At 65.4% G+C, this 15,016-nt stretch carries 14 protein-coding genes; 1 reads left to right on the top strand and 13 read right to left on the bottom strand.

The window, feature by feature from the left end:
• Positions 1 to 12: 12 nt before the first annotated feature.
• From ON40_RS14520 to ON40_RS14480, 9 genes are all read right to left on the bottom strand, one after another.
• The gene (locus ON40_RS14520) at positions 13 to 999 is read right to left on the bottom strand and encodes an NADPH:quinone oxidoreductase family protein (protein WP_051193113.1); all 987 of its coding nucleotides are present in this window, start codon (positions 997 to 999) and stop codon (positions 13 to 15) included.
• Complete coding sequence (locus ON40_RS14515) at positions 996 to 1,775, bottom strand: SDR family NAD(P)-dependent oxidoreductase (RefSeq protein ID WP_051193112.1); 780 nt, start codon at positions 1,773 to 1,775, stop codon at positions 996 to 998. Before ON40_RS14515 ends, ON40_RS14520 begins: the two co-directional genes overlap by 4 nt.
• A gap of 171 nt (positions 1,776 to 1,946) precedes the next feature.
• The gene (locus ON40_RS14510) at positions 1,947 to 2,957 is read right to left on the bottom strand and encodes a phosphotransferase family protein (RefSeq protein ID WP_040822788.1); all 1,011 of its coding nucleotides are present in this window, start codon (positions 2,955 to 2,957) and stop codon (positions 1,947 to 1,949) included.
• Positions 2,954 to 4,243: an acyl-CoA dehydrogenase family protein gene (locus tag ON40_RS14505; protein WP_040822786.1), complete on the bottom strand. Its 1,290-nt coding sequence runs from the start codon at positions 4,241 to 4,243 to the stop codon at positions 2,954 to 2,956. Before ON40_RS14505 ends, ON40_RS14510 begins: the two co-directional genes overlap by 4 nt.
• A 476-nt stretch (positions 4,244 to 4,719) precedes the next feature.
• Entirely contained in the window at positions 4,720 to 5,478 is a 759-nt protein-coding gene (locus ON40_RS14495) for a GntR family transcriptional regulator (RefSeq protein WP_063713000.1), read from the bottom strand.
• Between the two features lie 136 nt (positions 5,479 to 5,614).
• Positions 5,615 to 6,487, bottom strand: a complete 873-nt coding sequence (locus ON40_RS48160; RefSeq protein ID WP_051193110.1) for an enoyl-CoA hydratase/isomerase family protein — start codon at positions 6,485 to 6,487, stop codon at positions 5,615 to 5,617.
• 356 nt (positions 6,488 to 6,843) lie between these two features.
• Positions 6,844 to 6,978, bottom strand: coding sequence for a hypothetical protein (locus ON40_RS55480; protein WP_281033033.1), 135 nt, complete (start codon positions 6,976 to 6,978; stop codon positions 6,844 to 6,846).
• Between the two features lie 150 nt (positions 6,979 to 7,128).
• Complete coding sequence (locus tag ON40_RS14485; protein ID WP_051193109.1) at positions 7,129 to 8,313, bottom strand: L-talarate/galactarate dehydratase; 1,185 nt, start codon at positions 8,311 to 8,313, stop codon at positions 7,129 to 7,131.
• A gap of 44 nt (positions 8,314 to 8,357) precedes the next feature.
• The gene (locus ON40_RS14480; RefSeq protein WP_051193108.1) at positions 8,358 to 9,749 is read right to left on the bottom strand and encodes an MFS transporter; all 1,392 of its coding nucleotides are present in this window, start codon (positions 9,747 to 9,749) and stop codon (positions 8,358 to 8,360) included.
• A gap of 300 nt (positions 9,750 to 10,049) precedes the next feature.
• On the opposite strand from ON40_RS14480, the gene ON40_RS14475 reads away from it, so the two are divergent.
• Positions 10,050 to 10,823 carry an IclR family transcriptional regulator gene (locus ON40_RS14475; RefSeq protein WP_040823969.1) on the top strand — a complete coding sequence of 258 codons (774 nt, stop codon included), beginning with the start codon at positions 10,050 to 10,052 and terminating at the stop codon, positions 10,821 to 10,823.
• A 30-nt stretch (positions 10,824 to 10,853) separates the two neighbouring features.
• Here the strand turns inward: ON40_RS14475 and ON40_RS14470 are convergent, their stop codons facing one another.
• Genes ON40_RS14470 through ON40_RS14455 form a run of 4 tightly spaced genes read right to left on the bottom strand, consistent with a single transcriptional unit; the run spans position 10,854 to position 14,970 of the window.
• Entirely contained in the window at positions 10,854 to 12,146 is a 1,293-nt protein-coding gene (locus tag ON40_RS14470; RefSeq protein ID WP_040822781.1) for an enolase C-terminal domain-like protein, read from the bottom strand.
• 10 nt (positions 12,147 to 12,156) lie between these two features.
• Entirely contained in the window at positions 12,157 to 13,701 is a 1,545-nt protein-coding gene (locus tag ON40_RS14465; RefSeq protein ID WP_218008790.1) for an aldehyde dehydrogenase (NADP(+)), read from the bottom strand.
• A 19-nt stretch (positions 13,702 to 13,720) separates the two neighbouring features.
• Complete coding sequence (locus ON40_RS14460; RefSeq protein ID WP_083895636.1) at positions 13,721 to 14,230, bottom strand: nuclear transport factor 2 family protein; 510 nt, start codon at positions 14,228 to 14,230, stop codon at positions 13,721 to 13,723.
• Positions 14,227 to 14,970, bottom strand: a complete 744-nt coding sequence (locus tag ON40_RS14455; protein ID WP_040822780.1) for a ribonuclease activity regulator RraA — start codon at positions 14,968 to 14,970, stop codon at positions 14,227 to 14,229. Before ON40_RS14455 ends, ON40_RS14460 begins: the two co-directional genes overlap by 4 nt.
• Between the last annotated feature and the right edge of the window lie 46 nt (positions 14,971 to 15,016).

Raw genomic sequence — 15,016 nt, 5'->3', positions numbered from 1 at the left:
CGTGCTCGTTGTCTAGGATGCGAATGTGATGACGGTTTTGCCGGTGGCACGCCGTTCCCACAGGGCTGCGCAGGCGTCGGGGAGGGCTTCGAGGGGGTAGATGGAGCCGATGAGCGGTCTGATTCGACCGTCGGTGTACCAGTCGAACAATTGATTGATATTTGTGATATTCGTGGCTGGATCCTTGATAGCCGACATCCCGTAGGCGACGCCGGTCACCGATATCGATTTCAAGATCGTGTAGTTGATTCCGAGCTGGGGGATGTCGCCTGCGGCGAATCCGACAACGAGGTAGCGGCCGTTCCATGCCGCGCATCGTTTGGCCTGATCGAATAGGCTGCCGCCGACGGGATCGAAGATTACATCCGCGCCTGCTCCGTCGGTGAGCCGCAACAGTTGTGTGCGTAGGTCCTCGGTGCCGTAGTTGATGGTGTCGGTGGCGCCCATTTCTCGGGCTGTCCGGCATTTCGCGTCGGTGCTCGCCGCGGCGATCACCCGGGCACCCATCGCGGCACCGATCTGGACCGCGGCGCTACCGCATCCGCCGGCCGAGCCCAGGACCAGCAGAGTCTCATCGCGTTTCAACCGCCCGCGTTGAGTCAACGCGTGGATGGCGGTGCCGTAGGTGAGGGTGAGACCGGCCGCATCGGTGAACGGCATGCCGTCAGGAATCCGGTGAAGCTGTTGCCCGGGGGGTGTGACCAGTACTTCCTCGGAGAAGGCGGCATAGCCGGTCAGCGCGAGGACTCGTTGGCCCACACGAAACTCGGCGACATTGTCGCCGACCTCGGTAATGGTTCCGGCGAACTCGCTGCCCGGTACGAACGGCGGCTCGAGTGCGAGTTGATAGAGCCCTCTCGTGATCAGTGTGTCGGGAAAGTTCAACGCGGCGGCGTGATTGCGGACTCGGACCTGGTCCGCGCCGCATGCGGGCCGCGCTCTGGTTTCCAGGGACAGTCCCGATTCTCCGGTCAGTGTGTTGCACACCCAGGATTTCACGGCGCGACACCGCCGTCGATGGTGATGAACGATCCTGTGGTGTAGGAGGATGCCGCCGACGCCAGATAGAGCGCGGCGCCCACCACTTCGTCCGGCCGGCCGATGCGGTGCAGGGCGATCGGTTCCACCACGGTTGGCGCGATGTCGGGGTTGCGCACGAAACCTGTGGTGATGTCGGTGTCGAAGGTGCCGCAAATGATCGCGTTGATCCGCACGCCGACTGCCGCGTATTCCTGTGCGGACGCCTGTGTCAGCGCGTTCAGCCCAGCCTTGGCGGCGCTGTATGCGGTGGTGATCGGGGTCGGGCGCCGCGAGGCCAACGAGCTGATGTTGATGATCGACCCACCGCCGGTCGCCGTCATCGCGGTGGCGGCCAGGGCGGTGAGGCGAAGGGGCCCTTTGAAATTGATGTCGATGATTTTGTCGACGAGTCCTTCCGGCGTCTCGAGCAGTGAGGGCGCGATCGGTGACATGCCGGCATTGTTGATCAGCACATCCAGCCGTCCATAACGCTCGATGACATCGTCGATCAGCCCATCCAACTGCCGCCAGTCGCCGACATGGCAGGCTCGCGCGAACGATTCGCCACCGCGGGAATCGATCTCCTTCGCGAGAGCCTCGCAGGCGTCGGATTTACGGCTGCACACGACCACGCGCGCGCCACGATCGGCGAAACCCAGACACATTGCGCGCCCGAGTCCTCTGCTGCCACCGGTGATGAGGACAACCTTGTCGGCGAGATCGAACAGCGGGTCGGGTGCCGGTATTGGGCTCATTCGGCGAACCTCCGGGCATTCGAGCATCTCAGGCGAATGAACTGTCCACCGGTCGGACCTATCCATTGCTGCTCCCATCTGTGCGACGGTCGAATCCACCTGAGATACGTTGCGCGGCAGATATGTTCGGTCGAACGCGGGACCGCCCCCTGCGCTGGGCACGTGGTTCGGCTACCGATCATCGAGCGCCCTCCGAGCGTCGGCCGCGATCGCCGGGACCAGGGCGCCCAAGGCGGCCAGGCGATCGTCCGAGCTGTCGCCGCGTACATGGCGGTTGTACAGCTGCTGGACGACTACTGCGGAGCGCCACCGGGCGAACGCCTCATACCACGCCAGGCCACTGAGGTCGGCGCCGGACTGCTCGGCATACCGTGCGATGACCTCTTCCGGGGATGCTGTCTGCACTGCGCTGCCTTGGGTGGCAACCAGCAGATTTGCCAGGTCGAACAGCGGATCGCCGAGAGTGGCCATGTCCCAGTCGAAGACCGAGGAGACGGTGTCGGGGTCGTCGGCCTGAAACTGGCAGTTGTCGAGCTTGAGGTCATTGTGGACGATCGAAACCCGCTGCGGCGCAGGCAAACTCTCGGCGAGCTCGATCGCGACCACCTCCATGGCGGCCGGTCCGTCGTCGGGGGCGGCTCTGCGCCATCGGTCCAGCCATCCTGACACCTGGCGTTCGGCATATCCCTGCGGCCGGCCCAGATCGTTCAGTCCGGCGTCGTCCACATCGACCGCGTGCAACGTGGTCATGGTGTCGATCAGCGCGAGGGACAGCCGCCGGCCGACCTCGGGATGGTGAGTCATCGACGGCGGTATGTGATCTCTGACGATCTCGCCCGCTCGGTGCTCGATGACGATGAAGGGTGCGCCGATCACCGATGCATCGGCGCAGAAGTGCAGAGCACGGGGCGCCGGCGGATAGACCGCCCACAGGCGGGACAGCACCTTGTACTCACGCGCGATGTCGTGCGCACCGGGCGCCAGAGCGCCGCGCGGTGGACGACGTACCACGATGCGAAAGCCGTCGACGTCCACCAGGTACGTGAGGTTGGCGCGGCCGGCGGTGAACTGGCGGACTTCCGGCCGACCTGCCGGAAGGTCCAGATGTGCGCGCAGATGCGATTCGAGTGCGTCCCAGTCCAGTTCGTCGCCGGAGCGTACCGGCTCGGTGGCGCCGCTCATCGGCCGTGTGCGGCCAGCACGTCGGCATACCGGGCGAGGGCCGCTTCTCGCTGGGCAACGATGTGCTGACTCGGGAAGAGCCCGTCGGCGGGTTTCACGTCGCGGAACAGGGAACGTGCCAATGTCGTCTTGTGGACCTCCGTGGGGCCGTCGGCCAAGCCGACGAGATATGCGTTCAACAACATGTCGACGAACGGCATCTCGTTGCTCAAGCCAAGCGAACCGTGCACCTGAAGCGCACGAGACGCGATCCGGTTGAGGACACCGGGCATCGCGGCCTTGACCGCCGAGATATCACCCCGGACCCGCTTGTAATCCTGGTACCGGTCGATCTTCCAGGCTGTCTGCAACACCAATAAGCGGAACTGCTGCAGGTCGAGCCATGATTCGGCGATCATCTCCTGAACGAGTTGCTTTTTCGAGAGCAACTCGCCCTGTGTTCGTCGAGAGACAGCGCGCTCCAACATCATCTCCAGCGCTTGGCGGGCCATCCCTACGGTCCGCATCGCATGGTGGATCCGACCCCCACCAAGCCTGGTCTGAGCGACGATGAATCCCTCGCCACGCCGACCGAGCACATTCTCCTTCGGCACGCGTACATCGTGGTAGCGGATGTAGGCGTGGGTTCCCTCGTCGGGCCTCTCGTCGCCGATACCGACATTGCGCACGATCTCGATACCGGGCGTATCGCTGGGCACGATGATCATCGACTGCCGCTGATAGGCCGGACTGTCGGGCTCTGTCACGCACATGACGATCAGGAACGAGGCATAGCGGGCGTTCGAGGAGAACCACTTCTCACCGTTGATCACCCATTCGTCGCCATCGAGCACCGCGGTGGTGGTGAACGCCGTCGGGTCCGAGCCGCCATGGGGCTCGGTCATCGAATAACAGGAGAAGATCTGGCCGTCGAGGAGGGGCTGCAGGTAGGTCTGCTTGTGCTGTTCGGTGCCGTAATGGGCCAGAATCTCGGCGTTGCCGGTGTCGGGTGCCTGGCAGCCGAACACGATCGGCGCGATCGGCTCTTCACCCAGCACCTCATTGAGCAACGCCAGCTCGAGCTGCCCGTGGCCCTGCCCGCCGAGTTCGGGACCGAGGTGCGTGGCCCACAGATTGTGCTCACGCACCGACTGCTGCAGGGGCGGAATCAGCGCCTGCCGGATCGGGTCACCGATGTCGAGAACATTGGAGATCACATACCGCAGCGGCGCGATCTCCTCCCGGACGAAGCTTGCGGCCCAGTCGAGCTCGGCCTGGTAGGCGGGGTCGGTTTCGAAGTCCCACATGGTGTTTCAGATCCTTTGGTCGGCCCAGAGCGTTGTCGAGCGGCCGCGGCGGCTCTGTGGTCGTCGACACCGGGTTGTTACCCCCCCGGCGGTGCGGCGTCCATTGATCCGGATCATTACGAATCATCCGGATCATTGCATGGCGATTGCGCGCCGCGCAAGGGTGGGCACTGCTCGAACGCAGCTGCCCCTTGCGACGGCCGACTATCGCAGCGGGGGACAACGATGCGGGCATGGATTTCGATGCTTACGCGGATGCGTGGTAACGGCGTGGAATGCTCGCGACCTCGACGCCATCATGACCTGTTGCTCGGACGATGTTGAGTTCGTCGCCGCGACTGTTGTGCGCCGGCGGGATCGTGCCGGTGGGTGCTTTCACGGCAAAGCCGAACTGCGCAGGCACTTCGAGCTCGGACTATCCCTCGCACTGTCGAGTTAGCTCGGTTCGGCCACGCAGCCCACGTTCAAACCTTCTGTCAGCGGGGTGTCGTGCCGCGCGGGATGGTTTTTCCGCCGGTGGTTGGAGCAACCGTGGTTTTGATGGAGAAGCGGCCGGCGGGGTGGGTGTGAATTCCGATGGCGATGAGGTGGCCCTCGGTGTCCCGGTGTCGGCGGATGATGACGAGGGCCGCCGAGCCCGGTTCGGCGTGTAGAGCGAGTGCCTGTTCGTCGGTCAGCAGATCGGCCCGGATCTCCTGTTCGATGGTTTGATCGGCGACATCGCCAGCGGTCAGCGACGGCGTGGCGATGACCTCGCGGGCGACCGGAGTGTCGGGCACGTGTTGCTCGCTGTAGCACACCGGGTCCGATTTGCGGTCGTCGCGCAGAACACGGGGGCCGGCGAAACGGAACCAGCGATCGCCGACTCGGCAGCCTAAACGTCGCGCCATCACCTCATCGGCGACGACCACCTCGCCACGAGGACGGACGATCCATGTGGCGTTGACGTTGCTGGCGATGTCTTCCGACGATGCGGGCAGCAACCGGTAGCCGGCGATCGGTTCGGCCGAGATCACGATGGTGCCGACACGAGGGCGGCGCTCCACCATGCCGGCATCGACGAGGCCGCGGACGGCCTCCCGGATCGTGTGGCGTCCCGCATTGTGCTGCAGGCAGAACTCCTGTTCGGTGGGAAGCCGCTCGCCGACCGCTATCCGGCCGGAGGAGATCTCGTCGGAGATAGCCTGCATGATCTGCTGATATCGGGGCGGACCGCTTCCGGTTGCTGGCCGCATCGGTCTCCTTGTCTGTGCTGCTGACGGGAACGGCGCCCGTCGTTCCCGTTGCAATTTTACGGATAATTGGGGTCGACCATCGTGCGCCGCCGATGGCATGAAAGCGCGACCCAGGTGGAGGCGGGCGCTCGGTTGGCTAGAGGCGCTGGTCGGCCCAGAAGGTGCGGGATTGGTTCCGGAGTGTCGCGAGGTCCTGGCTCTTTTCGGCGAAGGAGTCGATGCCGTGGACGTCCATGGGACCGGCGGCGGGGTCGATGGGCAGCTCGAACGCCGCGACCTGGCCCATGGGCCCGTCGGCGGCGCGGTTGAGAACGTGTTTGGACCGCCGGATGGCGTATTTGCTTTTCTGGAGCATGAGTTCGGCGAGACGGTTGACCTCGGTGTCGAGTTCTTCTCGTTCGACCACCCGGTTGGCGAGGTCCCACTCCAGGGCTTGGCGCCCGCTGAATTCGTATCCCAGCAGGTTGATCTCCTTGGTGCGGCGGCGCCCGGCGAACCGCTGCAGGCGGGTACATCCGCCCCAGCCGGGGGTGATCCCCATGTCGATCTCGGGCATGCCCCACCGCGCGTCGGGGGTGGTCAGCACGAAATCGCAACAGAGGGTCAGTTCGAGCCCGCCGCCCATGCACACGCCGTCGACGGCGGCGATAGTGACGACGTCGGTGAGATTTTCGAGCAGCGCGGCTGTTTCCTGGAACATGCTGACGATGAGGTAGGTGCTCCACTCGGGGTCGCTCGATGGTTCGGCAAGCGTGGTCGCCGAGTCGAACGAGAGCTTGCGGGTGTTCAAAATCGGCATCTCGGCGATGTCGTCGCCCGCGCAGAAGGTGTCGCCGGCGCCGCGGATGATCAGGACCCTGGCTTCCTCATCGAAGCGCACGGCACGGATGGCCTCGTGTAGCTGCTTCTGCATGGAGACGTTCAGGGCGTTGTGCTTGGTGGGTCGGTTCAGGATGACCCGCCGGATCGGGCCATCCTTCTCGTAGCGGAGCTCGTCGTCGAATTCCATGGGTTCTGCTCTCCTCGGGATCCTCGGCCGCCGTGGCCTCGGTTTCAATTATCCGGATCATTGCAGCCGCGCAGGATGAGCGCAACCCCCGACGGTCGCGTGTGTGGACAGGAGGGCGGACAGTGGTCTATGCGGATTGGCGGCGGCTGCTCGTGCCGAGGGTGGCTGATCGCGACGTCGGCAACGGAGTTGACCGCAGCGGGGGTGCAACGGATATTCCACCTCGCCGGTCGTGGCGGGACTCGCCGGTTCGGCCAGGACCAGCGGGCCCCCCAGATCTGCGAGTGCGGTGTATGTCGCGGCGTTCGCGGCGTGCCCGAACGCCTCACCCCAGCCGGTTCGGACGTAGGAATCCGTCACCTTCCCAACAAGGCTTCCATGACGGACGTGGGTGCGGCCGCGGCGTTCTTGTCCGCGCGCCCGGTGATCGGCGAGCGTCGACCCGCGTGATAGGGCATACCCACGCGCAGGATCTCGATCGTTTCGATCACCGCGGTGGCGGGGATGCGTTGGGCACTGGTGGGCGGCGCTGCCCGGGAACCGAACTCGTGTGGATGTGACTCTCGACGAGTCGGAGGTCGGACCTCTGCGTTGATACCGGTCGAACACTAATTCGGCATCGGGTGATACCCGGAAGACCGTCAGCCGGTGAAACTCCGGGTCTCGGTGGTCCAGGCGAGGGCCTGTTCGCTGAGGCTGAAGCCTAGGCCCGGGCGGTTCGGTACGAACATGCGGCCGTCGCGCACCTGGAGTCGTTCGTTGAACATCGGTTCGAGCCATTCGAAGTGCTCGAGCCATGGTTCCTGGGGGTAGGCGGCGGCGAGATGGAGGTGGATCTCCATGGCGAAGTGCGGCGCCAGGCTCAATCCGTGGTGGTCGGCGAGGGCGGCGATCCGCAGGAACGGAGTGATGCCGCCGACTCGTGGGGCATCGGGCTGGACGATGTCGGAGGCGTGCGCACTGATCAGGTTCCAGTGCTCGGCCACGCTGGTCAGCATCTCGCCGGTGGCGATCGGCGTGTCCAGCGATGCCGCCAGCGCGGCGTGGCCGGCCGCGTCGTAGCAATCGAGCGGCTCCTCGATCCAGGTCAGGTCGAACTGTTCGAGTACCCGGCCCATGCGGGCCGCGGTGGTGCGACTCCACTGCTGATTCGCGTCGACCATGAACGGGAATCCGTCGCCGAGGTGTCCGCGCACCCTGGCCACTCGTTTCAGGTCGGCGCGGGTGTCGGGCTGACCGACCTTGATTTTGATCCCGCCGATGCCGTTGCCCCGGGATTCGTCGATATTGTCCAGGACCTGGCCGAGTTCCATCGACAGGTATCCGCCGGAGGTGTTGTACACCTGGACCGAATCGCGATGTGCGCCGAGCAATTTCGCCAGCGGCAATTGTGCGCGTTTGGCTTTGAGGTCCCACAGGGCGATATCGAAGGCAGCGATGGTCTGGGTCGTGAGGCCACTGCGTCCCATGGACGCCCCGGCCCACACGAGTTTGTTCCACAGCCGGGCGATGTCGTTGGGATCCTCGCCGATCAACTTGTCAGCGATTTCGTTTGCGTGCGCGTACATTCCGGGTCCGCCGGCTCGTTTGGAGTAACCGAAGCCGATGCCCTCGTACCCGCCCTCGGTGGCGATTTCGGCGAAGAGGAACGCGATCTCGGTCAGCGGCTTCTGCCGGCCGGCGAAGACCTTCGCGTCACTGATCGGTGCGGCTAGCGGGAGGTAGGCGAGGGAGATCCGCACGCGTGAGATCCGGTCGGTGGTCGCCGCGCCGATGCGTTGGCTGGCCAGTTCGGGTGCTTCGACGGTGGTCGTCTGGGCGGTCATTGTTCTCCTCTTGTCGTGCCGGGATTTCGGCGAATCACTCAGTTTCAGTTGGTGGTTCGGGGGCGTGGGCCCGAGGATTCGGTGGTTGCCGGAGTCGGTGGGGGAGTGTCGGCGATGGCGCCGCGTGACGAGCGCTCCCTGATCAGCAGGCAGCACAGCGCGGCCAGCACCGATGCCAGCGCCAATCCGAACAAGCCCCACTGGGTGCTGCCGGTGTGCTGCTTGATCAGGCCGAAGCCATAGGGCGCCACGAATCCGCCGAGGTTGGCCAGTGCGTTGATGACCGCGATGGCGGTGCCGACCGCCATGGGATGGACCGACTTCTGCACGATCGGCCAGAAGATGGGGCTGATGGATTTGAATCCCGTGGCCGCGATGCACAGCGTCAGCAGGGCTACCCAGGGGGTGGTGATGCCGGCCAGGTAGGAGCCGACCGCGGAAACGAGCAACAGGCCGATGAGGATCTGGAGGCGTTTGCCGGTGCGGTCTCCCAGTCGCGCCACCGCGAACATGACGACGATGGCGCATATCCAGGGCAGCGAGGACAGCAGGCCAACGGTGATGTCATTGGTCCCCTCGATATTGCGGACGATGGACGGCAGCCAGAAGGTATTGGCGAAGATCGACATCTGGGTGGCGAAATAGATGATCACGAACAACGCGATCCGGGGGTCCTTCAGCACCGACAACAGGGACGGCCTGCCGGGTCCGTAGTGCGACTCGACCTCGGCGTTCTCCCGCGCGATCGTCGTGATGAGCGCGTTCTGTTCCTGGGGTGTCAACCAGGCCGCGTCGGTGATCTTCGAGTCCAGCCGGAAGTAGGCGAAGACTCCGATCGCCACCGAAGCGATTCCTTCGACCAGGAACATCCACTTCCACCCCGCGAGACCGAGAAACCCGTTGAGCGAGAGCAGCGGACCCGACAGCGGACCGGACAGGGTGAAGGCGATCAGTGCGCCGACGGCGTAGCGGGCGTTCGCGCGGCCGCGATGGGAGTTGGGCAGCCAGGTCGTCAGGAAGTACAGCACCGACGGCACGAATCCCGCTTCGGCGACCCCGAGCAGAAAACGCAGGATGTAGAAACTGATCGGTCCCTGGGTGAAGAGTGTCGCCGCCGAGACCAGGCCCCAGCTCACGCAGATCCGCGAGAGCCAGATCTTGGCGCCGATCCGCTGCATGAGCGCATTGCTGGGGAGTTCGAAGATCGTGTAGGCGACGAAGAACAGGCCGGCGCCCAGCCCGTAAGCCGCGGCGCCGATGCCGAGGTCAGTTTCCAGATGATGTTGCGCGTACCCGATGTTGCTGCGGTCGAGCTGATTACACATCATCATGATCGCGAACAGCGGCACGATGCGCCGGAAGATCTTGGCGACGGCGCTGTCGAGCGCGGACGCGACCAGCGAGGACTCACCGTCTCGTGACGTTTTTGCGGCCACCGGAGGCACCCCTTCACGGGTTTCGAAGAATCAACACGTCGATCTGCGTGATGGCGCATGCTCGGCGGCGCTCGGTAGGCGCCCGCGGCGTGGATTCCTATTTAATGGGTTGCAGTCCCACTCAGTAGGACTTCCTTACGGTACAGTGATGCCCGTCATAGAGCAAGGGGTTCTGCGTGGATCTCATCGGTCTGCGGGTTCGCTCGTCGGGTCGGCGCGCGGGTTCGGTGTAGTCTCAGCCAATGGGACAGAGTTCGGCTCTGTGGTGTTAGCAGTGGGAGGGTGAGGATGGCCGACGATATGACCGCGCCCGATAAGACCGCAGGCGCGCTCGATCGAGGGTTGGCGATGCTGGAGCATCTCGGTGCGGTGCGGACCTGCAGTGCCGTCGATCTTGCGAACGCGCTGGGTCTGAGCCGGAGCACGACGTACCGGCTCATCGATCGCTTGAAGGAAAAGGACTGGCTGGCAACGGATTCCGGTACCGGATTACTGCGCCTGGGGCCCGCTGCGGCGCGCTTGTCGGCGGCCGCGGTCGCCTCGGTCGACCTGCGTGACATCGCTATTCCCGCGCTGCGTGCGCTGCGCGATGTCACACAGGAGACCGTCAGCCTTGCGGTCCCGAACGGGCTGAACATGGTGTTCGTCCATCGGGAGCGAGGTCCCCGCCCGGTCGCCGTTTCCGACGAGCTGGGCACGTCACGGCCGTTGCACTGCACCTCGGTGGGCCGCGCGTATCTGTCGGCGCTGCCGCCGGATCGCGTCGATGCGGTGCTGGACGATCTGGTGGCCTCCGATGCGTCACCTGTCGACGCCTCGACCGTCGCTGGACTTCGTCGCGAGATCGAGGCGACGCGGGCCAGGGGCTGGTCGCAGGATCTGCGGGAGTTCGACGAGTCCAGTTGTTGCGCCGGGGCGCCCATCCGTGACCACACCGGCACGCCGATCGCGGCGATCAGCGTGGCGGGTGTGGCCGAACGGATGGAGCGCATCATCGGTGAGGTCGGCCCGCTGGTGGCCGAGACCGCCGCCAAGCTCTCCGCGGAGCTCGGATATTCGGCAGCGGCACAATAGGATTCGGCTCGAGCGGGGTGAGTCGCGCCGTCAGTATTTGGGCATGGTCGGACGTCGATAGTCCGGATGTACCGCGCGCATCGCGGCGATGTCGTCGCGGTTGCGCATGTGGGGCATCTTCACGTACCGCTCGTGCAGCCGTGCGACGGCATCGGTGTCCACTTCCACGCCGAGTCCGGGTTTGCCCGACAGCTCTACGCACCCATCGGCGAACGTGATCGGCTCGGTGAGGATGTCCTCGCGGGCCTGCCACGGGTAGTGAGTGTCACAGGCGTACCGGAGCTCGGGAACGGTGGCGGCGACGTGTGTCATCGTGGCCAGTGAGATACCGAGGTGGGTGTTCGAATGCATCGATATACCCTTGCCGTAGGCGGCGCAGATGGCGGCCAGGTCGCGGGTGGCGAGCAGGCCGCCCCAGAAGTGGTGATCGGACAGGACCACCTGCACCGCATCGGCGTCGAATGCGGGTTTGATCTCATGGGTCGCGGTCACGATCATGTTGGTGGCCAACGTCATTCCGGTCTGTCGGTGCACCTCGGCCATATCGTCGAGACGGAAGGTCGGATCCTCGAGGTATTCCACCACCCCTGTCAATTCCCGAGCGACCCGCAACGAGGTCTCCAGTGACCACGCCCCATTCGGGTCCAGGCGCAGCGGATGGTCCGGGAATGCGCCCCGCAGGGCCTTGATCGCCCCGACCTCCTCCTCGGCCGGGAATGCGCCGCCCTTGAGCTTGAAGGACCGGAAACCGCCGTAGTCGTGGAACTTCCGGGCGAGCGCGACCACTCCGTCGGGATCGATCGCCTCGCCCCAGCTGTCGTGCGGCGCGTTCGGGGAGCTTGCTGGGTGTTGGCCCCACTTGTAAAACAGGTAGCCGCTGTATTCCACGCGGTCGCGGACCTTACCGCCGAGCAGGTCGTATACCGGGACGCCGAGGTGCTTGCCGAACGCGTCCAGAGCCGCGCCCTCGAAGGCGGAAATCACGCTCAGCCGCTGCTTTTCGGTGGTCAGCAGGCCGCGATACCCGCTGGCATCGGGGTTGGGGTCGATGACCCGGAGCCCGCCGGGATCCTTGCCGACCCGGCAGATCGCGTTGACCGCATCGACCGGCATGCCGACGAGCCGTGGTGCGAGTTTCTCGGCGAGTTCGAGATATGCGGAGTCGCCGTAGGTTTCGCCGAACCCGGCCGTTCCGGTTTCGGTGATCAGTTCGACCACCAATCGAGGCGCGTACGGCTGGTGTACGCCCGCGACATTGAGCAGCGGGGCGTCGGATATCAGGATCGGTGTCAGGCGGACCTCGGTGATACGTGGTGCAGCCACGGTGGCCTCCTCAGGGAAGAATCAATGTGCCGTTGAGCCGGAGTGGAATTCGGTGCTCTCCGTCGCGGAGTTCCTCCGGGAGTACGGGTTGCGGGGCGTCCTGCCAGGTGACCGGCCGCAGGAACCGCCGGATCGATGTCGTGCCCACCGAGGTGTGCACGGTGTTGGTCGCGGGCCAGGGGCCGCCGTGGGTCTGCGCCCAGGAAACCCGGACACCGGTGGGGAATCCGTTGAAGATCAGCCGACCCGCCTTGGGGCGCAACAACTCCGACAAACCGGCGAGCAGACCGGACTCCTCCGCTTCGGCGTGGACGGTGCCGGTCAGTGAGGCAGGCAGCCTCTCGAGGCCGGTGCGCAACTCGGCCTCATCGCCGTAGCGGGCCACGACCGCGATCGGACCGAAGCATTCGGTGGTCGAAGCCTCCGACAGATCGCCCGCGCGAAGCGTGAGAACCATCGGTGTGACGCTGAATCCGTCCGGCCCGGCCGCCGTGCCGGTGAGGACGGAATCGACGGCAGGTAGTGAGGCCAGCGCTGTGGAGTCGGCGAGGTAGGAGCGGTGAATCCGCTCGTTCAGCAGCACCTGGTGATCGGATGCCGCCAGCGCACTGCGCAAGCTGTCGACCGTGACATCGCCGTCCGGACCATCGGGCACGAACACGATTCCGGGCTTCGTGCACAGCTGCCCACCGGACGCGGTGATCGAGGTGACGAACCCGCGCGCGATCTCGGCGCCCCGTGCCGCCGCCGCAGCCGGGGTGACGACGAGCGGGTTGATGCTCGACAGCTCGCCGTAGAAAGGTATCGGCTGCTCGCGGTCGCCGATGATGCGCAGCAATGCCTGTGCGCCGGACAGGGATCCGGTGAACCCGACCGCCGTGATGTGTGCATCCGCGACCAGCGCCGCGCCCGCGTCCTGGCCGAAGACGAGAGCGACGACGTCGGCCGGTATGTCCGTCTCCGCGGCCGCCTCGGCCATGGCCTGGTGGCACAGTGCAGAGGTCAGGGGATGGGAGCCGTGCGCCTTCACGATCACTGGGCACCCGGCGGCCAGGGCCGAGGCGGTGTCGCCGCCGGGCACCGAGAACGCCAGCGGGAAATTGCTGGCGCCGAACACGGCGACCGGGCCGATCGGAACGAGCAGCCGCCGCAGATCCGGGCCCGGGCCCATGGGGGTATCGGCCGCATGGTCGATCGCGGCCTCGAGATAGCCGCCCTCGTCGAGGACATCGGCGAACAGTCGCATCTGGTAGCAAGTGCGTGCGTGTTCGCTGGTCAATCTCGCAGTGGGCAAGCCCGTTTCGCGCTGTGCGGTCGAGACGATCTCGTCGCGATGCAGCTCGAGCCGGGCGGCGATCGCGCGCAGGAAGCGCGCCCGCCCGGCCCGTCCGGCGCGCTCGAACCGCGGGAATGCGGATGCGGCACGCCGGCAGATTGCGGTCACCTCGTCATCGGTCGTGGTGTGCAGCGATGTGCGGGTGGCGCGGCCTGAACGCGGGTCTACGGAAACGACGGTGTCCGGGGCGGGGGCGGGATGTTCGGTGTCGATCGGCACAGGGATCCTTTCGCGCGATTCAATCGGTGGTGGCATCGGGGTGGGGCCGGGCGATCGGGCATTCGAGGTGATAGCCCTGGCCGGCGTAGTCGTAGCCCTCCAGCTCGACGTGCTGGCGGCCGTCGGACCGCGCGGCGTAGAAGGCGCGGATCTCGGTGATAAGCCCGGACTTCGGATCGAACCGGTACCACTCGTCGCCGCGCAGGAATCCGCCGAGCGCGGTCTTGTAGTGAGTCCATTCGATTACGGCCTGCAGTGATTCGGGCTCGGCGATCAGCCGATCGATCGTCCACGCCGATCCGATGGTCAACACCAGTTTTCGCCAGTTCTCGGCGATGGTCCGATTGCCGACCCACGGTCCGTCCAGTCCCGGCGGAAAGTAGTGCACGGCATCCGGAGCGAATGTTGCGGCCATCTTCTCCACGTCGGCCTCGTTGCAGCCGTCGAAATAGGTTCGGATGGTGGATTCCATGCGTGTGCGCTGAATGTCCCGGTCGAGGTTGCGGAATTCGCCGGTGCTGGTTGTCATGCGATCGCTCCCTGCTCGGCCTTCCATGCGCGGAACTGCGCCTTCGTCGCGTCATTGGGCGGATACACCCCGCCGATGAGTGGTTCGCCGTTGTGGACCCGCAGGTGCAGGTACGCCTCCAACTCCTCCTGGTCGACGCAGTCGTCGATGATCTGCGGCGCCACGTGGCGAGGGATCACGATCACGCCGTCGCGGTCGCCGACGAGCACATCGCCGGGATAGACCGCGACGCCCGCGCAGCCGATGGGGACCTGCAGATCGGCGACGTGGAAGCTGCTCAACCGGGTGGTGGCGGTGATCGCCCGGCTGTAGGTCGGAAGCGGAATCCCTTCGAGCACATGGCCATCACGGAACGCGCCGTCGGTGACCACAGCCGCGGCGCCCTTGTGCAAGGCCCGCGTCACCAGCATGTCCCCGGCCGAGGCGGCACTGATGTCGCTGCGACTGTCGATCACCAGCACTTGCCCCGGTTGCAACGATTCCACGCCGATCCACTGCAGATTCTCCGGACCGTGCAGGCTGTCGAGGGTGTCGATGTCCTCGCGGGCCGGGATGAATCGCATCGTGTGCGCCTCGCCGACGAAGCCGTCGAGGGACGTATTCAGCGGACGGAGCCCGACCAGATATTGCTGGCGGAGCCCGATAGCGAACAGTCTCGTGGCCAAGGTCGCGGTGCTGATCCGCCGGAACTTCTCCAGGACTGCCTGATCGAGCGGTATCTGATGGGGCTGTTCGGGCATAGCGCGTGCCTTCCTCGGTAGAGCGGCTCTGGTGATGTCTCATTCA

Origin of the sequence: Nocardia jiangxiensis NBRC 101359, from assembly GCF_000308615.1 — a bacterium.
Lineage (GTDB): Bacteria > Actinomycetota > Actinomycetes > Mycobacteriales > Mycobacteriaceae > Nocardia > Nocardia jiangxiensis.
The sequence above is the reverse complement of the archived record's forward strand: the minus strand, read 5'-3'. Positions and strand labels throughout refer to the sequence as shown.